At 74.3% G+C, this 24011-nt stretch carries 23 protein-coding genes; 12 read left to right on the top strand and 11 right to left on the bottom strand.

Going from position 1 to position 24011, the window contains the following annotated elements:
- Window positions 1-33: 33 nt before the first annotated feature.
- A complete protein-coding gene (locus ACF1DX_RS31880) occupies window positions 34-966 on the bottom strand; it encodes a M56 family metallopeptidase (protein WP_391794620.1) in 933 nt (310 codons plus the stop codon).
- Between the two features lie 7 nt (window positions 967-973).
- Entirely contained in the window at window positions 974-1363 is a 390-nt protein-coding gene (locus ACF1DX_RS31875) for a BlaI/MecI/CopY family transcriptional regulator (RefSeq protein WP_391794619.1), read from the bottom strand.
- A 142-nt stretch (window positions 1364-1505) separates the two neighbouring features.
- Here ACF1DX_RS31875 and ACF1DX_RS31870 point away from each other — a divergent pair, with 142 nt between their 5' ends.
- Window positions 1506-1766, top strand: a complete 261-nt coding sequence (locus tag ACF1DX_RS31870) for a twin-arginine translocase TatA/TatE family subunit (RefSeq protein WP_391794618.1) — start codon at window positions 1506-1508, stop codon at window positions 1764-1766.
- A gap of 148 nt (window positions 1767-1914) precedes the next feature.
- Entirely contained in the window at window positions 1915-2370 is a 456-nt protein-coding gene (locus ACF1DX_RS31865; protein WP_391794617.1) for a Crp/Fnr family transcriptional regulator, read from the top strand.
- Between the two features lie 248 nt (window positions 2371-2618).
- On the opposite strand, the gene ACF1DX_RS31860 is transcribed toward ACF1DX_RS31865, so the two are convergent.
- From ACF1DX_RS31860 to ACF1DX_RS31850, 3 genes are all read right to left on the bottom strand, one after another.
- Entirely contained in the window at window positions 2619-3314 is a 696-nt protein-coding gene (locus ACF1DX_RS31860; protein ID WP_391794717.1) for a response regulator, read from the bottom strand.
- Between the two features lie 461 nt (window positions 3315-3775).
- The gene (locus tag ACF1DX_RS31855) at window positions 3776-4636 is read right to left on the bottom strand and encodes an SGNH/GDSL hydrolase family protein (RefSeq protein ID WP_391794616.1); all 861 of its coding nucleotides are present in this window, start codon (window positions 4634-4636) and stop codon (window positions 3776-3778) included.
- Between the two features lie 242 nt (window positions 4637-4878).
- Window positions 4879-5376, bottom strand: coding sequence for a MarR family winged helix-turn-helix transcriptional regulator (locus ACF1DX_RS31850; protein WP_391794615.1), 498 nt, complete (start codon window positions 5374-5376; stop codon window positions 4879-4881).
- 75 nt (window positions 5377-5451) lie between these two features.
- On the opposite strand from ACF1DX_RS31850, the gene ACF1DX_RS31845 reads away from it, so the two are divergent.
- The 4 genes from ACF1DX_RS31845 to ACF1DX_RS31830 all read left to right on the top strand — a co-directional run bounded on the left by ACF1DX_RS31845 (window position 5452) and on the right by ACF1DX_RS31830 (window position 11042).
- Complete coding sequence (locus ACF1DX_RS31845; RefSeq protein ID WP_391794614.1) at window positions 5452-7578, top strand: MMPL family transporter; 2127 nt, start codon at window positions 5452-5454, stop codon at window positions 7576-7578.
- A gap of 152 nt (window positions 7579-7730) precedes the next feature.
- Complete coding sequence (locus tag ACF1DX_RS31840; RefSeq protein ID WP_391794613.1) at window positions 7731-9308, top strand: SDR family oxidoreductase; 1578 nt, start codon at window positions 7731-7733, stop codon at window positions 9306-9308.
- Between the two features lie 313 nt (window positions 9309-9621).
- Window positions 9622-10185 (top strand): DUF2243 domain-containing protein, encoded by a 564-nt coding sequence (locus ACF1DX_RS31835; protein WP_391794612.1) that lies wholly within the window; start codon window positions 9622-9624, stop codon window positions 10183-10185.
- Window positions 10186-10196: 11 nt separating this feature from the next.
- A complete protein-coding gene (locus tag ACF1DX_RS31830) occupies window positions 10197-11042 on the top strand; it encodes a cytochrome c oxidase assembly protein (protein WP_391794611.1) in 846 nt (281 codons plus the stop codon).
- 104 nt (window positions 11043-11146) lie between these two features.
- Here the strand turns inward: ACF1DX_RS31830 and ACF1DX_RS31825 are convergent, their stop codons facing one another.
- Window positions 11147-11614 carry a hypothetical protein gene (locus ACF1DX_RS31825; RefSeq protein WP_391794610.1) on the bottom strand — a complete coding sequence of 156 codons (468 nt, stop codon included), beginning with the start codon at window positions 11612-11614 and terminating at the stop codon, window positions 11147-11149.
- Between the two features lie 530 nt (window positions 11615-12144).
- On the opposite strand from ACF1DX_RS31825, the gene dhaK reads away from it, so the two are divergent.
- The 3 genes from dhaK to ACF1DX_RS31810 are packed head-to-tail and all read left to right on the top strand — an operon-like array spanning window position 12145 to window position 14175.
- Entirely contained in the window at window positions 12145-13137 is a 993-nt protein-coding gene (gene dhaK, locus ACF1DX_RS31820) for a dihydroxyacetone kinase subunit DhaK (RefSeq protein ID WP_391794608.1), read from the top strand.
- Window positions 13138-13172: 35 nt separating this feature from the next.
- A complete protein-coding gene (dhaL, locus tag ACF1DX_RS31815; protein ID WP_391794716.1) occupies window positions 13173-13772 on the top strand; it encodes a dihydroxyacetone kinase subunit DhaL in 600 nt (199 codons plus the stop codon).
- On the top strand, window positions 13765-14175 hold the full coding sequence (locus ACF1DX_RS31810; RefSeq protein WP_391794607.1) for a PTS fructose transporter subunit IIA: 411 nt from the start codon (window positions 13765-13767) through the stop codon (window positions 14173-14175). The genes dhaL and ACF1DX_RS31810 overlap by 8 nt, the downstream gene beginning before the upstream one ends.
- 24 nt (window positions 14176-14199) lie before the next feature.
- Here the strand turns inward: ACF1DX_RS31810 and ACF1DX_RS31805 are convergent, their stop codons facing one another.
- On the bottom strand, window positions 14200-15123 hold the full coding sequence (locus ACF1DX_RS31805) for a glycoside hydrolase family 75 protein (RefSeq protein WP_391794715.1): 924 nt from the start codon (window positions 15121-15123) through the stop codon (window positions 14200-14202).
- A 388-nt stretch (window positions 15124-15511) separates the two neighbouring features.
- Here ACF1DX_RS31805 and ACF1DX_RS31800 point away from each other — a divergent pair, with 388 nt between their 5' ends.
- Both ACF1DX_RS31800 and ACF1DX_RS31795 read left to right on the top strand, forming a co-directional pair.
- Complete coding sequence (locus ACF1DX_RS31800; protein ID WP_391794606.1) at window positions 15512-16510, top strand: fibronectin type III domain-containing protein; 999 nt, start codon at window positions 15512-15514, stop codon at window positions 16508-16510.
- A gap of 168 nt (window positions 16511-16678) precedes the next feature.
- A complete protein-coding gene (locus ACF1DX_RS31795) occupies window positions 16679-17209 on the top strand; it encodes a hypothetical protein (protein WP_391794605.1) in 531 nt (176 codons plus the stop codon).
- 68 nt (window positions 17210-17277) lie between these two features.
- Here the strand turns inward: ACF1DX_RS31795 and ACF1DX_RS31790 are convergent, their stop codons facing one another.
- From ACF1DX_RS31790 to ACF1DX_RS31780, 3 genes are all read right to left on the bottom strand, one after another.
- Window positions 17278-17853: a PadR family transcriptional regulator gene (locus ACF1DX_RS31790; RefSeq protein ID WP_391794604.1), complete on the bottom strand. Its 576-nt coding sequence runs from the start codon at window positions 17851-17853 to the stop codon at window positions 17278-17280.
- A gap of 104 nt (window positions 17854-17957) precedes the next feature.
- Window positions 17958-19973: an FAD-dependent oxidoreductase gene (locus ACF1DX_RS31785; RefSeq protein ID WP_391794603.1), complete on the bottom strand. Its 2016-nt coding sequence runs from the start codon at window positions 19971-19973 to the stop codon at window positions 17958-17960.
- Between the two features lie 102 nt (window positions 19974-20075).
- Window positions 20076-20447: a hypothetical protein gene (locus tag ACF1DX_RS31780; protein WP_030862795.1), complete on the bottom strand. Its 372-nt coding sequence runs from the start codon at window positions 20445-20447 to the stop codon at window positions 20076-20078.
- A 242-nt stretch (window positions 20448-20689) separates the two neighbouring features.
- Here ACF1DX_RS31780 and ACF1DX_RS31775 point away from each other — a divergent pair, with 242 nt between their 5' ends.
- The gene (locus ACF1DX_RS31775; RefSeq protein ID WP_391794602.1) at window positions 20690-22774 is read left to right on the top strand and encodes a SpoIIE family protein phosphatase; all 2085 of its coding nucleotides are present in this window, start codon (window positions 20690-20692) and stop codon (window positions 22772-22774) included.
- Window positions 22775-22950: 176 nt separating this feature from the next.
- On the opposite strand, the gene ACF1DX_RS31770 is transcribed toward ACF1DX_RS31775, so the two are convergent.
- Entirely contained in the window at window positions 22951-23760 is an 810-nt protein-coding gene (locus ACF1DX_RS31770; protein WP_391794601.1) for a putative protein N(5)-glutamine methyltransferase, read from the bottom strand.
- Window positions 23761-24011: the final 251 nt, after the last annotated feature.

Below are 24011 nucleotides of genomic sequence, written 5' to 3'. Positions count from 1 at the left end.
TCCCTGCCCCGCGACGGCCGGCCCGCCGCGGGGTCACAGGGGTGTGGCCGCGTACAGGATGAGGACCATCGTCACGGCGGAGTTCGCGGACGACATCGCGGAGACGGCGGTCCCCGCGGCGGCGCCCCACACCGCCAGGCCGACCAGGGTGAACAGCGACGGCAGGCGGCGCACCACCGGAGCGGGCCCGAGCAGGGCCGCCACCCGGCGCGGCACCGGGCCCGCCGCCGCGAGGCCCGCCAGCGTGGCGACCGGGGTGCCGCGCGACACCAGGGCCGCCTTGCCGATCGCCCGCGCCACCGTACGGCGGCTGCCGACCGCCCGCGCCGCGTCCTCGTCCGCCCACCGCTCCGCCGTGTACGCCACCGCCGTGCGCAGCGGCCGCAGGAAGGGGTTGGCGCGCGCGGCCAGTTGGACGGCGAGCAGGAAGCGGTGGTGGCGGGCGGCGAGGTGGGCGCGTTCGTGGGCGAACAGCGCCCGGCGCTCGGCCGGTTCCAGGCGCTCCAGCAGCGCCGTGGTCACCACGACACGGTCCCGCCGGCCGCCCGGCAGCGCGTAGGCGTAGGGCACGTCGTCCGGCAGGACCGCGGCCTCCGTCTCCCGCAGCCCGGCCAGCGCCCGGTGGGCACGGCGGCGTACCCGCCCGTGCCGCCACAGCGTCCGCCCGCACGCCGCCAGCACCGCGCACAGGGCGGGGATCGCCACCTTGCCGGCCACCTCGTCGTACGGCACCGCCGCGCGCACCTCGGGGTCCGACCAGCCGTCGGGAAGCGGGTTCCCGGGCAACTGGGCGGTGCCGACGACCATCAGCAGCCCCAGGCAGACCGTGCTGCACACCGCCATCACCGCGGCCACCCCGGTCAGCAGCCGGGTCGCCGTGCGCGGGTGCAGATGCTGCTCGGCGAGGCGCGCGATGGGCCACGCCGTCAGGGGCAGCACCAGCGGCAACAGGACGAACACCCCCATGGCGGCCTCAGTCTTCCCCTTCGTCCCCCGACTGGCCCAGCAGTTCCCGCAGGAGGCGTTCGTCGTCCGGTCCGAGGCCGGTGACGAAGCTGGCCAGCACCGCCTCCCGGTCGCTCTCGGCGTCCAGCACCCGGCGCATCCGGTGGGCGGCCAGGCCCGCCTGGTCGGAGGCGGGCGTCCAGGCGAAGGACCGGCCCGTACGCTCCCGGGTGACCACGCCCTTGGCCAGCAGCCTGGTCAGGATGGTGATGACGGTCGTATAGGCGAGGCCGCCGCCCAGGCGCTCCCGCACCCAGCCGGCCGTCGCCGGGCCGTCCGCCTCCCGCAGCGCCGCCAGGACCAGCCCCTCCAGCTCGCCCTGGCCCCGACGCCGGGAACCCTCCCGCTGTTCCGCCACGCCCCGCCTCCCTTCCGCCGCCTGTTCGCCGGGCAGACATCGTATAGACGCCCTCGGTGCCCGTACGCCACCCCCACGCCCCTCTACAGTGATGTAGATTCTGCCCGGGCCGCCCGTGCCACGGAGAAGGAGCAGTGCACCCATGTTCGGACTGAGCGAGCTGGCCGTCATCCTCATCGTCGTCATAGCCGTCCTCGCCGCCAGGAAGCTCCCGGAACTCGCCCGCTCGGCGGGCAAGTCGGCCCGCATCCTCAAGGCCGAGGCGCGCGCGATGAAGCAGCAGGACAAGGCTCAGGAGGCGCCCGCGGCCCCACGGATCATCCAGGGCGAGACGCTGCCGCCGTCCGCCCCCGGTACCGGGCGGACCGGCGACACGCCCCCGGGAGGCCGTCCGGCCGGGTGACGGGCCCGCCCGCTCGTAGGCCGGGCCGAAGGTCCCTCGGACGAGGCCGGGCGGCCCATGGCGTCTCCCCCCGGCCGGGCCCACGCTGGCATCGGGGGCACCGAAGCCGCCGTCCGGCTGTGGCGGCGGGCACGGAAGGAGACGGGCGATGACTTCCACCACCACGCTGAGCGCGGGTCTCCCGGCCGCGTACCGCGAAGAACTGATGCGGTACGCCCGCGAGGTCTCCTTCCCGGCCGGGGTGCGCCTGTTCGAGGAAGGACGGCGCGCCGACCGGTTCTGGATCGTCCGGACCGGAACCGTCGCCCTCGACCTCCAGGTCCCCGGTCACCGCGCGGCCGTGATCGAGTCGCTGGGCCACGGCGAGCTGATCGGCTGGTCCTGGCACCACCCGCCGCGCCTATGGCACCTGGGCGCCGGGACCACGACCCCGGTGCGGGCCTGGGAGTTCGACGCGGAGGCCGTACGGGCGCTGTGCGACGAGGACCCCGGGTTCGGCCGCGTGATCGCCGTGTGGGTCGGCCGGGTGGTCGCCCAGCGGCTGCACGCCACCCGGGTCCGGCTGCTCGACCTGTACGCCCCGTACGGCAGCGGAAGCAGTTGACGGCCGCGCGGGCGGCGACGACGCCGTCGCGGTCGACGGCTTCGATCCGGCCGTCGTCCCCTACGCCGCTCCCCGCCGCGTCCCGCGTGCTCGTCCGGACGGACGGGCCGCCGTGGTGACCGGTCCGGCCGGGCACGAACGGCTCGTACGGACCGGTCCGGCCTCGTGGATGCCGTCGCGGGAGACGGTGTTCGCGCGTACCGAGGCCGGGATGGTCACCGGACGCGGACTCAGGGGAGCGGCGGCCGTCAGCGGCCCTCCTGCCGCAGCCGGTCCTGGACCTGGGTGGCGATGACGGCGGCCTGGATGCGGCGCTCCACACCGAGCTTCGCCAGCAGCCGGGAGATGTGGTTCTTGACCGTCTTCTCGGCCAGGTACAGCCGCTGGCCGATCTGGCGGTTGGTCAGTCCCTCACCGATCAGGGCCAGGATCTCGCGCTCCCGGTCGGTCAGGCCGGGCAGCGCGTCCGGCTGCTCCTCCTCCTTCTGCCGGCCGCCGCGCAGCCGGGCCATCAGCCGGGTGGTGGCGCTCGGGTCGAGCAGCGACTGGCCGCGGGCCACCGTGCGGACGGCGGTCACCAGGTCGGAGCCGCGGATCTGCTTCAGCACGTATCCGGAGGCACCGGCCATGATCGAGTCGAGCAGGGCCTCCTCGTCGTCGAACGAGGTCAGCATCAGACAGGCCAGGCCGGGCATGGCCGAGCGCAGCTCGCGGCACACGCTCACCCCGTCCCCGTCCGGCAGCCGTACGTCCAGGACCGCGACCCGGGGGCGCAGGGCGGGGACGCGGACCAGGGCCTGCTCCGCGGTGGCGGCCTCGCCGACCACGGTGATGTCCGGTTCGTCGTCGAGCAGGTCGTGCACCCCTCGCCGGACCACCTCGTGGTCGTCCAGCAGGAAGACCCGGATCGGGCTGTCGGGTCCGGGCTGCTCGCCGTCCGCCATCGGTTGCTCCTCGTTCCACGCTGTGTGATCGTCCACGCCGTCCGGAATCCCCGGCCCTCACATCCTGCGCAATCCCGGGCCGGGAGGCCAGGGCCGATCGGCCCCACTCGCGCGGGTGGGAGCGAGGGGGCGTCTTTGCCGGTGGGCGGGGCGTCCAGGGCCTCGGTGCCGTGGACCGGCGGCTGTCGGAGCGGTCAGGACAGTGGCCGGGCAGCAGGGGCGAGGAGGGCCGGGCGGTGGCCGGTGGACGGGTTCACCGGCATGCCCGGCGCACGCGTGCGCGCGGGCGGCGGGCGTGGGAGCCGGCCCGGCGCGGAGGCGGGACCCGCCCACCCGGACGGCGGGGCCGGCCGTCCCGGGCGGCCGTCCCGGGCGGCGGGGCCGGCCGTCCCGGGCGCCGCGCTTCGGCCCGTACCGCGTTCTTCGGACGCCTTCGCCGGTGAGGTGCCGTCGGACGGCGCCTACGCCGCGCGGACGGCCGTGGCCAGGGCCTCTCCGACGGCCCGGGCCCCCGCGGCGTTGGGGTGCAGGGGCGCGGCCGGGCGGGCGGGGACCAGGCCCTCGATGTAGCGGTCGGCGGGGGCGGCGCAGATGTCGTGTCCGATCCCCAGGGTGTAGGTGTCGACGAAGGTCGCGCCGTGCTCTTCGGCCGTTCGCCTCAGTACGGCGCCGAGGTGGTCGACCACGCCCTGGATGTAGTTGGCGTCCTGCTTCCAGAAGGGCTGGGCGGGGTGGCAGCCGTCGGTGCGGAGGTAGTTGCCGTAACCGACGACGAAGACCTCGGCGTTCGGCGCACGCCGGGTGATCTCGTCCAGGGCGGTGCCGAAGACCGGTGCCCAGGCGTCGATGCGGGCCCTGATCCTGTCGGTACCGCCCGCGGTGTTCTCCTGCGCGCAGCTGGTGCCGTGGGGCGGGGGCAGGAAGTTGACGCAGTCCAGCGCTTCACTGAAGACGTCGGCGTCGTTGCCGCCGATGGTGATGCTGACGATGTCGGCGGCGGGGGTGAGCGCGTCGTACTGGGGGGCGGTGCCCGGGTACTGGGACGTGCTCAGGTGGTCGGTGGTGGCGGCGGAGCAGGTGACGTCGGTGAGGTGCGCGCCGAGGGCCTCGGCCGCGATGTGCGGGTAGCCGGCCAGGGAACGCAGGCACATCGGATCGTCCGGATCGGGCGGCGGCACCAGCGGTGCGGCCGCGTAGGAGTCGCCGAGCGCGACGTACCGCGGGGGTTCGGCCGCGGCCGGCGCGGCCGTGACCGGTGCCACGGCCGACAGGGCACCGGTGAGCAGCGCGGCGACCAGGACTACGCGCAGGGTCGTCTTCAAGGACGCCTCCGTCCGCGGGGCGGAATGTATGGGTATGCCTCGCGATGAGCATGCCCGAGCGGGCGTGCCGCCGCACGGCGGACCGCGGCTCGGTACTCCCTACGGATGACGGCGTGCGGCACGGCTTCCGGTGCCCGCCGCGGCCGGTACAGCCACCGGCGCCGTCCGGCGCGGCGGGCCCGGACCCTCCCGCCGGCCGGCACGGTGTGTGCGCCGGGGCCGGCTCCGCCCGGCGGGGACGTTCAGTCGCGGCGCAGCAGGACGAGCTCGCGGTTCATCTCGCCGAGGAACCGGACGATCACCGTGAGCTCGTCGGGCGTGAAACGGCCCCGCGCGGTGTCGGTGCTCCGCGCGAGCGGCCGGAAGTACTCCCTGACCAGCCCTCTGGCCTCCTCCGCGAAGTGCAGGTGGACCACGCGGCGGTCGTCGGCGGCCCTGACCCGGCGGATGTGCCCCGCCCGCTCCAGCCGGTCGACGCACGCGGTGACCGCGCCGGAGGTGAGGTTGAGCTGCCTGCGCAGCCGGCCGGGCGTCATGGGCTCGCCCGCGCCGTCCGCGCCGGCGTCCAGGATCGCGATCAGGGCCTGCACATCGGTGAGGTGCAGGCCGTGCGCGTGGGCGAACTCCTGAGCGACACGGTTGAACTCGCTGTTCATCCGACGCAACAGCACGGCGAACGACTGCAACCCCGTCGGGTCGTCCACGTGAAGGGGTGTCGAAGGGGTATCCGGGTCACTCATGACCCCAGTATAGGATCACTCAATCATTGAGATACTTATTCATCGACACACTTCTTCCCCCTGCTGAGGATGCTCATGAGAACCGCACCACGCCGGGCCCGGTGGGCCGTGCCCCTCGTCCTCCTGCTGGTCTGGCTGGGCGTGGGAGGAACGCTCGGGCCGTACGCGGGCAAGCTGGGCGAGGTGGCCACCAACGACCAGGCCTCCTTCCTGCCGCGGAGCGCCGAGTCCACCAAGGTCCTCGAGGAGCGTGAGGCGTTCGGCCAGTCCGAGACCCTGCCGGCCGTCGTGGTCTGGACGACGGACGGGGACCGGGTCACCGAGGCGCAGCGGGCAGCCGCCACCGACTCCGTCGGCGCGCTCACCGGGAGCGCCGGGATCGCCGGCCGGCCGTCACCGGCCCTGCCCTCCGACGACGGCCGGGCGCTCCAGGCCGTCGTCCCGCTCGAGCCCGAGCTGGGTGAGGAGCTGCCCGCGGTCCTCGACGAGGTGCGTGCGGCGGCGCGGAAGGTGCCGGGCACCGAGGCGCGGATCGCCGGCCCGGCCGCGAGCCAGGCCGACCTGTCGGACGCGTTCGCGGGCATCGACGGACTGCTGCTGGGCGTGGCGCTCGCCGCCGTGCTGGTGATCCTCCTGCTCGTCCACCGCAGTGTCCTGCTGCCCCTCCTGATCATCCTCGGCTCCGTCCTCGCCCTGGGACTGGCCTGTGCCGTGGTCTACACGCTGGCGGAACGGGACGTGGTCCGCGTCGACGGACAGGTGCAGGGCATCCTGTCCATCCTGGTGATCGGTGCCGCCACCGACTACGCCCTGCTGCTGGCCGCGCGCTTCCGCGAGGAACTCGCCGTGCGCGGGGACCGGGCCGCGGCCGCCCTGGCCGCGGTGCGGCGCTCGTTCGGCGCGATCACCGCGAGTGCCGCCACCGTGGCGCTCGGGCTGCTGGCCCTGCTCGCCAGTGACCTCACGAACAACCGCGCCCTCGGACCGGTCGGCGCCGTCGGCATCGTGTGCGCCGTGCTCACCACCCTCACCTTCCTGCCGGCCGTGCTGGCCCTGCTCGGCCGTACCGCCTACTGGCCGTCCCGCCCGAAGGCGTCGGACGCGTCCGCGGAGGGCCACGCGGTATGGCGCCGGGTCGCCGCGCGGGTGGACGCGCGGCCACGCCTCACCTGGATCGTGACCGGGCTCGTCCTCGCCGCCCTGGCGGCCTTCTCCCCCACGCTGTCCGCGAAGGGCGTGCCGCTCGACGAGATCTTCGTGAACGACGCTCCCTCCGTCGCCGCCCAGGAGACGGTCGGCGAGCACTTCCCCGGCGGCTCGGGCAACCCGGCCGTGATCATCGCCGACGCCGGCCACGCCGACGCGGTGACGGCCGCCGCGAAGGACACCGCGGGCGTGGCGGCGGCGGGCACGGTCTCCGCCTCGGGGCGGCCCGGTACCGGTGAGCCGCAGGTCGTGGACGGACGGGTCCGTATCGACGCCACGCTGGAGGCGGCGGCGGACAGTGACGCGGCCAAGGAGACCGTCGCGCGGCTGCGCGACAACGTGCACGCCGTCCCCGGAGCCGACGCCCTGGTCGGCGGGTACACGGCCCAGCAGTACGACACCCAGCGGACCGCCGCGCACGACCGCACGGTGATCGTCCCCGTCGTGCTCGGCGTCATCCTGCTGATCCTCGTCCTGCTGCTGCGCTCGCTGCTCGTACCGGTGCTGCTGGTGGCGACCGTCGCGCTCAACTTCCTGGCGACACTGGGAGTCTCCTCCCTCGTCTTCGAGCACCTCCTCGGGTTCAGCGGGACGGACGCGTCCGTCCCGCTCTACGGGTTCGTGTTCCTGGTGGCCCTCGGCGTCGACTACAACATCTTCCTGATGTCCCGGGTGCGCGAGGAGGCGCTCGCGCACGGCTCGCGCCAGGGTGTGCTGCGCGGACTGACCACGACCGGCGGCGTGATCACCTCGGCGGGTGTGGTGCTGGCCGCCACGTTCGCGGCCCTGACGGTCATCCCGCTGGCGTTCCTCGTGCAGATCGCCTTCATCGTGGCCTTCGGCGTCCTGCTCGACACGCTCGTGGTCCGCTCGCTGCTGGTGCCCGCGCTCGTGATCGACATCGGCCCCCGCGCATGGTGGCCCAGCGCCCTGGCACGCGGGAACACCGCGCCCGGCGGGGAGCCGAAGCCGTCGGCGTACGGACCGCGGCGGTGACCTGAGCGGCGCGCGGCCCGGCAGCGGCGCCGACACGGGCCAAAACCCGCTGCCGGGCGCGTTCGGCAGCGGACGCCCATGCGCGCCGTGACCGCCGCACTCATGATCGGACACAAGGGGGAAGTCGTACCGCATCCCTGAGAGGAGCACTCGTGGCGGACACATACGGACAGCAAAACGGCGAGCGGCTGCGCTGCCTGGTCACCGGGGCCTCCGGATACGTCGGCGGACGTCTGGTGCCCGAACTGCTGCGGGCCGGTCACCGGGTCCGGTGCCTGGCCCGCTCCCCCGGCAAGCTCCGCGACCACCCCTGGGCCCAGGAGGTCGAGACCGTCCGCGGCGACGTCACGGACGACGGCTCGGTTGCCGGGGCCATGCGCGGGGTCGACGTCGCCTACTACCTGGTGCACGCCCTGGGAACCGGCTCCGGTTTCGAGGACACCGACCGCCGCGCCGCCCGGATCTTCGCCGAGCGGGCGCACGCCGCCGGGGTACGGCGGATCGTCTACCTCGGCGGACTCACCCCGGCCGGCGTACCCGAGCGTTCCCTCTCCCCGCACCTGCGCTCCAGGGCCGAGGTCGGACGCGTCTTCCTGGACGCTCCGGTGCCCGCCACGGTGCTCCGGGCGGCGGTCGTCATCGGCTCGGGGTCGGCCTCGTTCGAGATGCTGCGCTACCTGACCGAGCGCCTGCCCGTGATGGTGACCCCGAGCTGGGTGCACACCCGCGTTCAGCCGATCGGGATCCGCGACGTGCTGCGCTACCTCGCCGGCTCGGCCACCATGCCCGCCGACGTCGACCGGGCCTTCGACATCGGCGGCCCTGACGTGCTGACCTACCGGGAGATGATGGGCCGTTACGCCGCGGTCGCCGGGCTGCGGCGACGGATCGTCGTGCCGGTGCCGGTCCTCACCCCCGGGCTCTCGAGCCACTGGGTGGGGCTGGTCACCCCGGTGCCCGCCGCCATCGCCCGGCCGCTGACCGAGTCGCTGCGCCACGAGGTCGTCTGCCAGGAGCACGACATCGCCCGGTACGTGCCCGACCCCCCGGGCCTGCCGCTGCCCTTCGACGAGGCGCTGGCCCTGGCGCTGCGCAAGGTCCGGGACGCCCAGGTGGCCACCCGCTGGTCGTCCGCGGCCGTGCCCGGCGCCCCCAGCGACCCGCTGCCCACCGACCCCGACTGGGCCGGCGGCAGCCTCTACCGGGACGAACGGGAACTGCCGGTCGACGCGTCCCGCACGTCGCTGTGGAAGGTCGTCGAGGGCATCGGCGGCGACAACGGCTGGTACTCCTTCCCGCTCGCCTGGGCGGTCCGGGGCCGGCTGGACCGGTTCGTCGGCGGGGTCGGCCTGCGCCGCGGACGGCGGGACGCCGAGCGTCTGCGGGTCGGTGACTCGCTGGACTTCTGGCGCGTCGAGGAGATCGAGCCGGGCCGTCTGCTGCGGCTGCGTGCCGAGATGCGGCTGCCCGGACTCGCCTGGCTGGAGATGTACGCCGAAACGGACGCCGACGGCCGCACCCTGTACCGCCAGCGTGCCCTGTTCCATCCCCGCGGGCTGCTGGGCCACGCCTACTGGTGGGGGGTCTCGCCGTTCCACGCCGTCGTCTTCGGCGGCATGGCCCGCAACATCGCGCGGGCCGCCGCCAAGGACATGCGCGCGTACGGCGGACGGGCAGCGCGGGCCGACCCCGCCGGACGCGCCGGCTCCGCCGAAGGCTTCCGCAAGTAGGTGGTGCCGTACGGGGGTTGTACGGGCGTCGCGTCCTGGTCCGGCCCACCGGCCCTGGTTCGCGCCCGCGGTCGCGGCTGAGGAGGAACACGCCGTTCACCGGCTCCCTGGCGACCGGCCCGCCCGGCGTTGTGCCGTGTGCCGTCGGGCGGCCGGCCGGGGCGGAGCCCGGGCGGCCCCGGTGCCCGGGCCGGCGTCCCGCGGACGGCGACAGGGCCGGACGGAGGACACCGACGCGAGTCGAGTGCCGCGGAGGGGGAACCTGCTCCTGGAAGTGTTCCCGGCGCACCCAGGTGCGGGGCGGAGACGAGGGATGGCCACCACAGCGGGTGAGACCCGGTCCGACGTGTCACGGCCGGCGAGTGTCCGGCTGCCGGGCATCCTGCTCGGTGTGGGGATGGGCGGGTTCGTCGACGGCATCCTGCTGCATCAGCTGCTGCGGTGGCACCACATGCTCAGCGGCACCGACCAGGACCGCGTCGGCGTGAGGTACTACGACCCCGGCACCGTCTCCGGTCTGGAGATGAACACCGTGTGGGACGGCGTCTTCCACACCGTGTGCTGGCTGTCGGTGCTGCTCGGGCTGGCCGTCCTGTACGCGCGGGTCACCCACGACCGGCGGCGGGTGTGGGCCTCCCGCGTGCTGTGGGGCTGGATGTTCGTCGGCTGGGGCCTGTTCAACCTCGTCGAGGGCGTCCTGGACCACCATGTCCTCGGCATCCACCACGTCCGCGCCGGGGACGGCCAGGTCTGGTGGGACATCGGCTTCCTCCTCCTGGGCGCGCTGTTCCTGGCCGGCGGCCACCTGCTCCAGCGCGGCGGCCGGCCCTTCGGCCCCGGCGCCCCCGCCGGCCGTTCCGAAGGCCGGCGGGCCTGATGGTTCACGGCATGCCCGCGCACGAGCACACCGCGGGTGGTGACGTCCTGGGGTGGCCGCTGCCCGTGCTCGTCCTGTCGGCCGCCGCCGGCGCCTACCTGTGGCTCGCCCGCCGGGCCCGGCACCGCAACCCCGTCCTGGGCTGGAGCCGGTGGCGGACGGCATGGTTCCTGACCGGCGCCGCCCTGCTCGGCGTGGCGCTGACACCGCCCGTGGCCCCCTTCGCGCACGGAGACTTCCGCGGCCACATGACCCAGCACCTGCTCATCGGCATGTACGCGCCTCTCGCGCTCGTCCTGGCCGCCCCCGCCACCCTCCTGCTGCGCACCCTGCCCGCGGCCCGGGCACGACGGCTGACCGGCGTCCTGCACAGCCCGCCCGTCCGCGTCCTCACCCACCCCGTGGTCGCGACGGCACTGGCCACGGGCAGCCTCGCCGTGCTCTACTTCACCCCCCTCTACAACGCGACCACGGGGGACCCCGCGGCCCACTGGCTGCTGCACGCGCACTTCCTGCTCTCCGGCTGCCTGTTCGCCCACGTCATCGCCGGCCCCGACCCCGCCCCGTCGCGACCGGGCGTACGCGCGCGGCTGGTCTGCCTCGGTGTCGCCGTCACGGCGCACGCGGTGATCTCACAGCTGATGTACGGCGGCTTCCGGGTGCACATTCACGCCCCCGTGGAGCAGGTCCGGGCAGGCGCCGAGATCATGTACTACGGCGGCGACATCGCCGAACTGCTCCTGGCCGCCGCCCTGATCACCACCTGGCGTCCGCAGGGCCGTACACGCCGGGTGGCCGCTCCCGGTCCCGCGCCGGCACCGCCGTCGGCGCCGCGCCGGGCGACGGCACCCGGGTGAGCGAGCGGGGAGCCCCGGGCCGCCTGGGCGTCAGCGTGTGCCGGCAAGACGTCGGCGGGCCTCATGCGGGCAGTCGCCAGGGAGCCGACGATCAGGCCGCGTTGTCAGTCTCCCGCCGAAGGGGGTGCCGAAGGCCGTCCCTCACCCGGGACCCTGGCGAGCTCCAGAGTCACCGGTCCGTCCACGTCCGGGTGCAGGAACACCTTCTCGGGGCTTGCGGTCCAGAGCTGGATGTCGCCCAGGGCCTGGAGGCCTCCGGTCTTGTCGGGCTGCAGGTACACGAAATTCGAGGGGGTGGGACTCCAGGCGCCGTCGAAGTCGACGCGGGTGGCACTTCCGTGCCCATAGGCGTCGTTCTTCGCGATGCCCGCGGCGGAGAACCGTCCACCGGGGTGCAGGCGGATCTCCGCGCCGGTCTCCTCGTCGCGGTACACCCCCGGCAGGCGGTCCGGATCGACGTGGACCGCGCCCGCCCCCGCACAGCCCGAAGCGAGCACCGTCACGGCCGTGAGGAGCACGGTGACGAACCCGCCTTTGACCCCGCCCCCCGCCCTCACGGTTCCGCCCCCCATGTCCACACACCCCGTCCCTGTGATCGGACGGCAGGTCCGCCGTCGGGCCCTTATTTGAACATGCTCAAAAACCGGGGTGCTCCTCGAGGCCCTGTCGGGGCCTCCGGTCCGCACGAGCGGGAAAGGCGGGGCTGATGCGATGACGCCGGCCCGGGGCGCCGTCGTGCCAGGGCGGACGCCGAACGCCGACGAGGGCGGGCCGATACCGTGCCGCGGAGCATCAACCCGGCAGGTACGGCACAGGCCCGGCCTCGCTCGGCGAAGCCGTCGCCCGCCCCGCCCGACGCTCCGGTGCGGCCTCACGTGACCTTCGCGGCCGTAAGGTCGATACTTCTCCCATGAGGCTCCCGTCGGCACGCGGTCGACCCACCCGAGGAGATCCGACACCGCGTCACCGAAGCCGGCGTCAGTACCGCGGGAGCCCGCTCGCGGCCGCCGTGGACCGCCAGGAACGATAACTTCCCGTACCTATTCCGACCAGCGACCATGCAGGTCGATGACTCACTTGCCGGCCTTCCCAGGAGGTACCCGTGAAGATGCTGATCAATGTCCCGGAGACCGTGGTCGCGGACGCGTTGCGGGGGATGGCGGCGGCCCATCCCGAGCTGGCGGTGGACGTGGAGAACCGGGTGATCGTACGCAAGGACGCGCCCGTGGCCGGGAAGGTGGGCCTGGTCTCCGGCGGGGGGTCGGGACACGAGCCGCTGCACGGCGGGTTCGTGGGGCCGGGGATGCTGTCGGCGGCCTGTCCCGGCGAGGTGTTCACCTCCCCGGTGCCCGACCAGATGGTGCGGGCCGCGGCGGCCGTGGACAGCGGGGCCGGGGTGCTGTTCATCGTGAAGAACTACACCGGTGACGTGCTCAACTTCGACATGGCCGCCGAACTGGCCGAGGACGAGGGCATCCAGGTCGCGAAGGTGCTGGTCGACGACGACGTGGCGGTGACCGACAGCCTGTACACGGCCGGCCGGCGGGGCACGGGCGCGACCCTGTTCGTCGAGAAGATCGCGGGCGCGGCGGCGGACGAGGGGCAGCCGCTGGAGCGGGTGGAGGCGATCGCCCGGCAGGTGAACGAGAACTCCCGCAGCTTCGGGGTGGCGCTGAGCGCCTGCACCACGCCGGCCAAGGGCAGCCCCACCTTCGAGCTTCCCTCCGGTGAGCTGGAGCTGGGCATCGGCATCCACGGCGAGCCGGGCCGGGAGCGGCGGCCGATGATGACGTCCGGTGAGATCGCCGAGGTCGCCCTCGACGCGATCCTGGAGGACCTCACGCCGCGCAGCCCCGTCCTGGTCCTGATCAACGGCATGGGCGCCACCCCGCTGCTGGAGCTGTACGGCTTCAACGCCGAGGTGCAGCGGGTGCTCGGCGAGCGCGGGGTCCCCGTGGCCCGTGTCCTGGTCGGCAACTACGTCACCTCCCTCGACATGGCGGGCGCCTCGGTCACCCTGTGCCAGATCGACGAGGAGCTGCTGCGGCTGTGGGACGCGCCGGTGCGGACTCCGGGACTGCGCTGGGGCATGTGAGGGACGCTGGGGACATGACCACACGAGGAGTTCCCGTGCTCGACGCCGACTTCTTCCGCCGTTGGATGACGGCCACCGCCGCGTCCGTGGACCGCGAGGCGGAGCGGCTCACCGCGCTCGACTCGCCGATCGGGGACGCCGATCACGGCAGCAACCTGCAGCGCGGGTTCCGGGCGGTGAGGGACGCGCTGGACAAGGAGCCGCCCGCCACGCCGGGAGCGGTGCTGACCCGGGCCGGGCGGCTGCTCATCTCGACGGTGGGCGGTGCGTCCGGTCCGCTGTACGGGACGCTGCTGCGCCGCACCGGCAAGGCGCTCGGGGACGCCGCCGAGGTGGACGGGCGACAACTGGCCGAGGCGCTGCGCGCCGGCGTCGACGCGGTGCGGCAGCTCGGCGGTGCGGCACCGGGCGACAAGACGATGATCGACGCGCTGGTACCCGCGGTGGACGCCCTCGGTGACTCCTTCGCCGCCGCGCGCGACGCCGCCGAGGAGGGTGCCGTGGCGACGACTCCGTTGCGGGCGCGCAAGGGCAGGGCCAGTTATCTGGGTGAGCGCAGCATCGGGCACCAGGATCCGGGGGCCACGTCGGCGGCGCTGCTGATCGCCGGGCTCGTGGAGGCCGGCGGTGAGTGACGGGAGGCCGGTGGGGATCGTGCTGGTGTCGCACAGCGCGGCGGTGGCCGCGGCGGTGGCGGAGCTGGCGCAGGGTCTGGCGGGCGCCGGCGGGGCGGTTCCCGTGGCGCCGGCGGGCGGCACCGAGGGCGGCGGGCTGGGCACGAGCGCCGAGCTGATCGCCGCGGCGGCCGCGTCCGTGGACCGCGGGGCGGGGGTGGCCGTGCTCGCCGATCTGGGCAGCGCGGTGCTCACCGTGAAGGCGCTGCTCGCCGAGGGTGACGAACTCCCCGAGCACACCAGGCTGGTGGACGCGCCGTTCGTGGAGGGCGCGGTGGCCGCGGTGGTCACGGCCGCCACGGGGGCGGACCTGGCGGCGGTGGAGGCGGCGGCCGTGGAGGCGTACACGTACCGGAAGGTGTGAGGAGGGCGGCGGCGCCCGGCCGGTTCAGCCGTCCGCGTCCACGAACCGCCGGGCCAGCCGTTCCCCTGCCGTCACCGCGGCCCGGTGATCCTCGATGGGGGTCACCCGGCTGTTCTTGAACACGATGTAGGTGACGCCGGAGGGCGTGCCGCCGCTGCGCGGGTCGGGGTCGATGCCGAGCGACTCGGCCATGGCGTAGGACGCCTCGCCGATGACGTCGGCGGGGCCGGTGTCGCCGACGACCGCGTACCGCACGCGGTCGCGGTACACCACCGCCATGACCGATCCGCCGCGCACGCCGTGGGACCGGTGGTTCCACACGGTGCTGGGCGCGGGCACCACCACGTAGGGGGTCTCCTCGGAGCTCAGCGGGCGTCCGTCGGACTGGGCGAAGGCCGTGGAGGAGGAGAAGTAGGGGTCGGTGCGGGCGTTGCAGCGGGGACCGGGACGGCCGTCGCAGTCGATGTCCATGTCGGCCTTCCAGAACACGGTGTCGCGGGTGCCGCACACCGGGACGGTGGCCTTGGCGCCGTGGTCCTCGCGGTAGCGGCCGCGGGAGACGGGGACGCAGGTGCGCACCTTGGCCAGCAGGTCGGCGGCGGAGACGGGGGCCGTGCGCCGCGCGGCCGGTCCGTCGGCGGGCGCCTCGTCCGGCGTGGTGGCGGTGGGGGCCGGATCCGTGTGCCGTGCGGCCGGTTCGGTGCGTGTCCCGGCCCGCGCGGTGGCGGCGGGGGCCGGGGTCGCGCGCCGCTGGGCCGGATCCGTGCGTACCCCGGCCGGCGCGGCGGGGGCCGGGGCCGTGCGTACCCCGGCCGGCGCGGCGGGGGCCGGGGCCGTGCGTCGTGCGGCCGGTTCGGTGCGGGGCTGGGGTGCGGTGGTGGGGGGTGCCGAGGGGGCCAGCAGGGCGACACCGGCCATGGCCAGGGTGAGCGACTGGACACGGGACACGATCAAGGGGGCCTCTCGTCGGGGTCACGGGCGCACACTCACGGGCACTTTGCACCATTTCGCCCCGATATAGGGGCATGAAGGCCTCGACAGGGCCGGACGGGGCACGATCGCACCAGCGACCGCGACAAGGGGCCGGGGCCCGGGTCCGGGTCGACCCGGGCCGTCCGGCCACCTGCGCCGGCGCGGGATCTGCGACGACAGCGGTCCGCGCCACGGACCCGAACTCCCTTTCCTCAAGGGGCGGTTCAGTCCGTTCGGACTTCAGCATACGTAATGCGTGCGAGCACTCCCCACCCCGCCCCCTTGATGTGATCGCGTCACCCCGGCCATATTGGTACGGACCATTGTTCGAGCGGTTTCGTGTACCGCCCCGGGAGGCAGAGTCGTGCGTGGCGTTCCCCCAGCCGTGTCCCCGCGTCGCCTTCTCGCGCTCGGCGGGATTCTCCTGCTGCTCACCTCCTGCCGCTGGGGAGGCTCGGACGACCCCGGTGCCGGTGAACGGCCGCCCGGAGCGCCGACCGGTGTCACGGCCGAGGCGGGCAGCGCCACCAGCGTGCACGTCATGTGGAACGCGGTCGCCGCCGCCGCCGAGGTGAGCCGGTACGAGGTATATCGGGGCACCACAAAGGTGAAAGAAGTGCCCGGTGCCGAGCACATGGTGGACGTCACCAGGCTCCGCCCCGCGACCACCTATGTGTTCACGGTACGGGCCCGGGACGCGGACGGGCGGCTCGGACCGCGCAGCCGGGAGGTCCGGGCGACGACACCCGGGGCGACCACGGCCGACGGCACCGCCCCCACCCGCCCGGCGGGGCTCCGCGGCCGGGCCGCCGGGAACCGGGCGGTCCAGTTGTCGTGGTCCGCCTCGAAGGACGACCGGGGTGTGGTGTCGTACACCATCTACCAGGGCGGAACGAAGATCCACAGTGTGGGCGGGAACCAGACGGCCGCCGTGGTGACGGGGCTGCGGCCGGGCACCCGCTACTCCTTCACGGTCCGGGCCCGGGACGCGGCCGACAACCTCTCCCCGGCCGGTGCCGCCGTCCGCCTCACCACCGCGGGCGGCGCGGACGGCCTGACCGGCGCTCCCACCGGTTTCCGGGCCACGAGCGAACGGTCCGACGGCGCGTACCACATCGTCCTGCACTGGGTGCCGCCGCGCGTCGGCGGGGTGGTCACCGAGTACGAGGTGCGCCTGGACGGCCGCACCGCCACCTCGCTCGTCTACGGCGGTGACGCGCCGCGCGACCGGGCGACATACCGCTTCTACGCCGGCCGGGAGGCCGGGGTCACCCACCGGGTGCGGATCCGGGCGATGCTGCCGGACGGCACCTGGGGCGGCTTCTCGGCCGAGCGCACGGTGACGACGGGCGCCGGGCGCTGACCCGGCCCCGGAGTCGGCCGCCCGGAGGAAGCCGTCACCTGCCCGGATGCCGCCGGAGTGCGCGCCGGTCCGGGTGCCCGTTGGCTTGCCTCGTGGCAGCACGGGCGCTCCCCGACCTCGGCGGCGCAAGGGATGTACCGCCGGCCGTGCCGCCGGAAAGCAGTCCACATGCGCACCTCGAAGCCACTGCTCCGCTCCGGTCCGACCGCGGCCGCCACCGCCGCGCTCGCGCTGACCCTGGCCGGGCCGGCCGCCGCGGTCGGGATCTCCGTCAGCACCACCGGGTCGACGGTCTCGGTGAGCACCAGTTCGTGCACCCAGGTCAACGGCCACTGGGGCACCGCCTCGCTGCTCAGCAGCGGCCAGACGAGCTTCTCGCAGGGCCGTCAGGTGGCGCTTTCGGGGAGCGGTTCGGGACAGTCCGCCGCCTGGTCGAATGTCGCTCCGGGCACGTACACGGTGGTCGTGGTGTGCTCGAACGGCAGCACGGCGGGCACGCAGTCCGTCGTCGTCTCCACGGCTCCCGGTCCGTCGGTGTCGCCCACGGCCTCGCCGTCCCTCGGGGTGATGGGCGGCATCGGCGGCGGTTCGACGGACTACGGCACGGTCACGCTGGTGGCGGGCGGCGCACTGGTCGGCACGGGGATCGTCGCCACGGCCTGGTACCTGCGCCGCCGCGGCACCCCGCGCCACTTCTAGACCCGGCGCCGGCCGCCGTCACGTCCGACGCGCTCCGGGCGGGCGGCCGGCGTCGACCCCGCGCGGTGTCACGCCTCCCGCGCGACCGGGTCCCCGGAGCCGCCGGCGTCCGGCAGCCGGGCGAACTCCGCCAGCGCGTGATCGAGCCACTGGGTCCAGAAGGTCTCCAGGTCGATACCGGCCCGCAGCACCAGATGGCGCAGCCGGTCCTCCGGTCCGTCCTTGCCGGGCGGGAAGTCGCGCCGCTCGATCTCCCGGTACTCCGCCAACTGGCGCTCGTGCAGCTCCCGGTGGCGCCGCAGGTCGGCCGCCAGGCCCGCGGTGCCGACCACGGCCGCCGCCCTCAGCCGCAGCAGCATCGCGTCGCGGTGCGGCTTGGGGTCCTGGGACGCAGAGGTCCAGCGGGCCAGTTCCGCGCGTCCCGCCGGCAGGACCTCGTACGCCTTCTTCTGTCCCCGGGCCGGCTGCTCGGAGGGGAGGGCCCGGATCAGGCCCTCGGCCTCCAGTTTCCCCAGCTCGCGATAGATCTGCTGGTGCGTCGCGGACCAGAAGTAGCCGATCGACCGGTCGAACCGGCGGGTCAGCTCCAGCCCCGACGACGGCTTCTCGAGCAGGGCGGTGAGGATCGCGTGCGGGAGTGACATGGGCTCATCCTAGGGACGGGCCGCGCCCTGCCCGGACGCCGCCGGGCAGGCGGGACACCGCCGGGCGGGACACCGCCGGGTGGGCGGGACGCCGACGGCAGGGCCTACAGCGCCGCCGCCAGCTCCGTGCCCTGCTTGATGGCGCGCTTGGCGTCCAGCTCGGCGGCCACGTCGGCGCCGCCGATCAGGTGGACGGACCGTCCGGCGGCGACCAGTTCCTCGTACAGGTCGCGGCGCGGCTCCTGGCCGGTGCACAGGACGACGGTGTCGACCTCCAGGACGGTGCTCTCGCCGTCGACGGTGACGTGCAGTCCGGCGTCGTCGATCCGGTCGTAGCGCACGCCCGGGACCATGGTGACGCCGCGGTGCTTGAGTTCGGTGCGGTGGATCCAGCCGGTGGTCCTGCCGAGGCCGGCGCCGACCTTGGACGTCTTGCGCTGCAGCAGGTGGACGGTGCGCGGCGGGGCGGGCCGTTCGGGTGCGGCGAGGCCGCCGGGGGCGCGGTAGTCGGGGTCGACGCCCCACTGGCGGAAGTACGTCTCGGGGTCCTCGTGCGCCTTGTCGCCGCCGTCGGTGAGGAACTCGGCGACGTCGAAGCCGATGCCGCCCGCGCCGAGGACCGCGACCCGGTCGCCGACGGGAGCGCCGTCGCGGAGGACGTCGAGGTAGCCGAGGACGCTTCTGTGGTCGACGCCGGGGATGTCGGGGACGCGCGGGGTGACGCCGGTGGCGACGACGGTCTCGTCGTACCCGGCCACGTCGTCGGCGGTGACGCGCGTGTCGAGGCGTACGTCGACGGCCAGTTCGGCGAGGCGGGTGCGGAAGTAGCGCAGGGTCTCGTCGAACTCCTGCTTGCCGGGGACCTTGCGGGCCACGTTGAGCTGGCCGCCGATCTCGCCGGCGGCGTCGAACAGGGTGACGTGGTGGCCGCGTTCGGCGGCGCTCACCGCACAGGCGAGGCCGGCCGGTCCCGCGCCGACGACGGCGACGCGCTTGCGGCGGCGGGTCGGGGAGAGGACCAGCTCGGTCTCGTGGCAGGCGCGCGGGTTGACCAGGCAGGAGGTGATCTGCCCGCTGAAGGTGTGGTCGAGGCAGGCCTGGTTGCAGCCGATGCAGGTGTTGATCGCCTCGGGGCGGCCGGCCGCGGCCTTGGCGACGAAGTCGGGGTCGGCGAGCATCGGGCGGGCCATCGACACCATGTCCGCGCAGCCCTCGGCGAGCAGTCGCTCGGCGAGTTCGGGGGTGTTGATGCGGTTGGTGGTGACGAGCGGGACGGACACCTCGCCCATGAGGCGCTTGGTGACCCAGGTGTAGGCGCCGCGCGGGACGGAGGTGGCGATGGTGGGGATGCGGGCCTCGTGCCAGCCGATGCCGGTGTTGATGATCGTGGCGCCGGCCTCCTCGACCGCCCTGGCCAGGGTGATCACCTCGTCCAGGGTGGAGCCGCCGGGCACGAGGTCGAGCATGGAGAGCCGGTAGATGACGATGAAGTCCTCGCCGACCGCCTCGCGCACCCGGCGGACGATCTCGACGGGGAAGCGCATGCGGTTCTCGTAGGAGCCGCCCCAGCGGTCGGTACGGTGGTTGGTCCGCGTGGCGATGAACTCGTTGATCAGGTAGCCCTCGGAGCCCATGATCTCGACGCCGTCGTAGCCGGCCCGCCGGGCGAGGCGCGCGGCACGTGCGTAGTCGTCGACGGTGCGCTCGACCTCGGCGTCGGTCAGCTCGCGGGGCAGGGAGGGACTGATCGGTGCCTGGACGGGGCTGGGGGCGACCAGGTCCCGGTGGTAGGCGTACCGGCCGAAGTGCAGGATCTGCATCGCGATGCGCCCGCCCTCGCGGTGCACGGCGTCGGTGACGGTCCGGTGCTGATCCGCCTCGGCCTCGGTGGTGAGCTTCGCGCCGCCCTCGTAGGGCCGTCCCTCGTCGTTGGGGGCGATGCCGCCGGTGACGATGAGGCCGACCCCGCCGCGGGCGCGGGCGGCGTAGAACTCGGCCATGCGGGAGAAGCCGCCCTCGGCCTCCTCCAGGCCCACGTGCATGGAGCCCATGAGGACCCGGTTGGGCAGGGTGGTGAAGCCCAGGTCGAGGGGGGTCAGCAGGTGGGGGTAACAGCTCATCGGGCCCTCCGTGCGCGGTGTCGTGCCTATAGTTGTAAGGCACGCGCACCGTCTTATGCAACTAGTTGCATAAGAGACGGAGGGCACACGGCGCCGGGAACGTCACCGGCTTTCGAGGCGTACGTGCAGCTCCTTCTCCTGGTCGCCGGGGACCGTGCTCAGGTCGTGCACCGTGAACAGGGAGCCCAGGGTCGTACGGAACCGGTCGATCGCCCAGTAGCCGCCGTGCGCGTCGGCGTCGACCGACGAGGCCAGCCGGACCTCGGGCCGGGCGCCCTCGTGCGCGTCGGCGACGTCGAAGGTGCCGAGCCAGACCGTCGGGCGGGTCTCGGAGAACTCCTCCGGTACGTCGTCGGAGCACCGGTCGGACGTGAAGCACGCGCACAGCGTGTCGAACACGATCCGGGCGTCGTCCTTGCTGCATCCGCTGATCTCGACCGAGACGGACTCCGGGTGCGGTCGCTCACTGCCCATCGTGATCGCTCCTCTCGTGGCCCACGCGTCCCCCGCCCCTCACTCAGCAAAGCACCACCCGGCGAAGAGCACTACCCGCGCCGCTGCCACGGCGGGACGGCTTCACGGGCGCCCGTCCCGATGGTGGGAGAAGCTGGAACCGGACGGCAGGAGCGGCGGAGAATCAACCCCGCGCGCGGCAGAACAAGGGGTGGCGGCACGGTGACGACGTGCCGCGGGAATCGGTGAAGGCGGGGCGTGCGATGAGTGCAGCGGGGTCACCCCCGGCCGACGGCGACGGGCCGGTGCGCGGGCCGGTGCGTCCCAGCGGGCTGCTCGACGTACTGCGGGTGGCCTCGGTGGTCCTGGACGCCGAGGGGCGGATCGTGCTGTGGAGCCCCCAGGCCGAGGAGCTGTTCGGGTACGGCGCACGGGAGGCGCTGGGCCAGTACGCCGCCCGGATCATGGTGCACGAGGAGCACCTGGACCTCGTGGTGAAGCTCTTCGCCGACGTCATGCGCACCGGACGGAGCTGGGCCGGGGCCTTCCCGATCCGCCGCAAGGACGGCGACACCCGATTGGTGGAGTTCCGCAACATGCGGCTGCTGGACGCCCGGGGGAACGTGTACGCCCTCGGTCTGGCGGTGGACCGGTCGACCGTGCGCCGGCTGGAACAGGACGTGGCCCTGTCGACCCGGATCGTCGCCCAGTCCCCCATCGGGCTGGCCGTGCTGGACACCGGTCTGCGCTACGTGTCGGTGAATCCGGCGCTGGAGCAGATCAACGGCATCCCGGCCGAGGAGCATCTGGGCCGCACGGTCCGCGAGGTGCTGCCACTGGTGGACACCGGGGAGCTGGAGGCCGGTGCGCGCCGGGTCCTGGACACCGGCCGGCCCGTGGTCGACCGGCCCATGACCGGCCGTACCCCGGCCGATCCGGACGAGGACCACGCCTGGTCGGTCTCGCTGTACCGCCTGGAGAACGCGCTCGGCACGGTGCTGGGCGTGGCCGTGTCGGTGGTGGACGTCACCGAGCAGCACCGGGCGAACGCCGAGGCCGAGACCGCGCGGCGGCGGCTCGCCGTGATCGCCGACGCCACCGCCCGGATCGGCACCACCCTGGACCTGGACCGTACGGCCGGTGAACTGGCCGACGTGGCCGTGCCGGAGCTGGCCGACGCGGCGGCGGTGGATCTGCTGGACGCGGTGGTGCGGGGCCGTCGCAGCACCCTCGGCCCCGCCGAGCCGGCGGTGATCCGGGCGCTGGCGGTGCGCGCGGTGGACGAGGCGGCCGAGGTGCCGGCGGCGGCCGACCCGCCGGGCCGGGTGGCCCGGTACGCGCCGGACCGGCTGATCACCGAGTGCGTGCGCACCGGGCTGCCGGTGATGGTGCCGCGGACCAAGGACGAGGACCTGGCGCGGATCGCCCGTTCCCCGGAGGCGGCCGCGCTGCTGGCGCGGGCGGGGGTCCACTCGTATCTGGCCGTACCGCTGATCGCGCGCGGGGAGGTGCTGGGCGCCCTCGACCTCATCCGCACGCGCAACCCCCTCCCGTTCGACGAGGACGATCTGCTGCTCGCGCGGGAGCTGGCCTCCCGCGCGGCCGTGCAGATCGACAACGCCCGCTGGTACCAGAACGCCCGCGACACCGCCCTCACCCTGCAGCGCAGTCTGCTGCCGAGCCACCCGCCCGTGACGGGCGGCCTCGAGGTCGCCTCCCGCTACCAGCCGGCGGGCGCCACCAGCGAGGTCGGCGGCGACTGGTTCGACGTGATCCCGCTGGAGGACGACAGGACGGCCCTCGTCGTGGGGGACGTGATGGGCAGCGGCATCCCCGCGGCGGCCACCATGGGGCGGCTGCGCACGGCCACCCACACCCTCGCCTCCCTCGGCCTCGATCCGGCCGTCCTCCTGGAGCACCTGGACCGGATCACCAGCGGCCTGGACCAGGCGATCGCCACCTGTGTCTACGTCGTCCACGATCCCCGTGAGCGGCGGTGCGCGATCGCCAACGCCGGGCACCTGCCCCCGGCCCGGGTGCGGGCCGGCCACGCGCCCGAACTGCTCGACCTGCCCACCGGCGTGCCGCTGGGGGTGGGCGGGGTGCCCTTCTCCACCACCGTCGTGGAGCTGGAACCGGGCGACCTGCTGGCGCTCTACACCGACGGTCTCGTCGAGACGCGCCGGCATCCGCTGGACGAACGCCTGGACCGGCTGCTGGCCCTGCTGGACCGCCCCGGCCACTCCCTGGAGGAGGTCTGCGACCTCCTCCTGCGCACCCTGCACGAACCCGACAACTTCGACGACGTGGCCCTCCTCATCGCCCGCGCGACGACACCGGGTCCCTGAGCGGTCCCGGGTGTCGTTCGGACCAGGCCGGCTCCGGTGGCCGGGGTCCCTTCCGCGCCCTTCAGTCAGTGGGGAGCAGCGCGGGGCGCCGGGGCCGGGCCCCGGCGCCCGACGGCGACACGGCGAGGTGCGGTGCCGGGACCCGCGCCCCGGCAGGATCCGGACGGCACCCCCTGCTAAGACCTCACACCGATCACGACATGGGCGTACCGCTCGTCGGAGACGGCCAGGCGGGTCCGCAGGCCGGCGGCGGTGAAGACGCCGACGGCTGCGGGGGCCTGCCGGCTGCTGGTCTCCACCAGGAGGCAGCCGCCCGGCGCGAGCCAGCCGGGCGCCCCGGCGGCGACCCTGCGCAGTACGTCGAGGCCGTCCGCGCCGCCGTCGAGCGCGACCAGCGGCTCGTGGTCGCGGGCCTCCGGGGGCAGCAGGCCGATCTCGTCGCTGGGCACGTACGGCACGTTGGCCGCGAGGATGCCGACGCGGCCCCGCAGCTCGCCGGGGAGCGCCGCGAACAGGTCGCCGGTGTGGACCTGTCCGCCGAGTCCGGCGACGTTGCGGCGGGCACAGCGCACGGCGGCCGGGTCGATGTCGGCGGCGTGCAGCTCGACCGCGCCGAGTCCGGCGGCCAGGGCCGCGCCGACGGCGCCGGAGCCGCAGCACAGGTCCACGACGACGGACGCGTCCGGCGCCTGGGCGAGTGCCTGTTCGACGAGGAACTCGGTGCGGCGGCGGGGCACGAAGACACCGGGTTCCACGGTGATGCGCCGGCCGTGGAACTCGGCCCAGCCGACGACGAGTTCGAGGGGCAGTCCGGCCGCCCGGCGCTCGGTCATCGGGGCGATGTCCTGGGGGGTGGGCGCGGCGGCGAGGATCAGCTCGGCCTCGTCCTCGGCGAAGACGCAACCGGCGGCGCGGAGCGCGGCCACGACGGCGTCCCGGGACGGGGGCGGCGGGACGGCGGAGGAGGAGGACGACGGAGACGGCATGTGCGGCAAGAGCGTTGAGCCTTTCGGGAACCGAAGGGTGCTCTCGCGGTCACCTACTGCCGGTGGTCCGCGTCGCTTCGAGGGGAGAGCACCCGACCTGACACAGCGGTAATGGGTCTCACCTCCTCGGTATCCCCCGGCTGGGGCAGTCCGCAGCCGGACGGCCACACTACCCGACGATCACCGCCGCCGTACGGCGTATCCGGGACCCGGGACCGCGGAGGGAGGTGTGCGCGGGCGGACGGCGGCCG

Origin of the sequence: Streptomyces sp. NPDC014676 (assembly GCF_043084105.1) — a bacterium.
GTDB lineage: Bacteria > Actinomycetota > Actinomycetes > Streptomycetales > Streptomycetaceae > Streptomyces.
Note: the sequence above shows the minus strand (reverse complement) of the source record. Positions and strands in the feature narration are given on the sequence as shown.

Coding starts and splice junctions, on each gene's coding strand:
- ACF1DX_RS31880 (WP_391794620.1), bottom strand. CDS start 966: ATGGGGGTGTTCGTCCTGTTGCCGCTGGTGCTGCCCCTGACGGCGTGG.
- ACF1DX_RS31870 (WP_391794618.1), top strand. CDS start 1,506: ATGTTCGGACTGAGCGAGCTGGCCGTCATCCTCATCGTCGTCATAGCC.
- ACF1DX_RS31865 (WP_391794617.1), top strand. CDS start 1,915: ATGACTTCCACCACCACGCTGAGCGCGGGTCTCCCGGCCGCGTACCGC.
- ACF1DX_RS31860 (WP_391794717.1), bottom strand. CDS start 3,314: ATGGCGGACGGCGAGCAGCCCGGACCCGACAGCCCGATCCGGGTCTTC.
- ACF1DX_RS31850 (WP_391794615.1), bottom strand. CDS start 5,376: ATGAGTGACCCGGATACCCCTTCGACACCCCTTCACGTGGACGACCCG.
- ACF1DX_RS31845 (WP_391794614.1), top strand. CDS start 5,452: ATGAGAACCGCACCACGCCGGGCCCGGTGGGCCGTGCCCCTCGTCCTC.
- ACF1DX_RS31835 (WP_391794612.1), top strand. CDS start 9,622: ATGGCCACCACAGCGGGTGAGACCCGGTCCGACGTGTCACGGCCGGCG.
- ACF1DX_RS31830 (WP_391794611.1), top strand. CDS start 10,197: ATGCCCGCGCACGAGCACACCGCGGGTGGTGACGTCCTGGGGTGGCCG.
- ACF1DX_RS31825 (WP_391794610.1), bottom strand. CDS start 11,614: ATGGGGGGCGGAACCGTGAGGGCGGGGGGCGGGGTCAAAGGCGGGTTC.
- ACF1DX_RS31795 (WP_391794605.1), top strand. CDS start 16,679: ATGCGCACCTCGAAGCCACTGCTCCGCTCCGGTCCGACCGCGGCCGCC.
- ACF1DX_RS31790 (WP_391794604.1), bottom strand. CDS start 17,853: ATGTCACTCCCGCACGCGATCCTCACCGCCCTGCTCGAGAAGCCGTCG.
- ACF1DX_RS31785 (WP_391794603.1), bottom strand. CDS start 19,973: ATGAGCTGTTACCCCCACCTGCTGACCCCCCTCGACCTGGGCTTCACC.
- ACF1DX_RS31780 (WP_030862795.1), bottom strand. CDS start 20,447: ATGGGCAGTGAGCGACCGCACCCGGAGTCCGTCTCGGTCGAGATCAGC.
- ACF1DX_RS31775 (WP_391794602.1), top strand. CDS start 20,690: ATGAGTGCAGCGGGGTCACCCCCGGCCGACGGCGACGGGCCGGTGCGC.
- ACF1DX_RS31770 (WP_391794601.1), bottom strand. CDS start 23,760: ATGCCGTCTCCGTCGTCCTCCTCCTCCGCCGTCCCGCCGCCCCCGTCC.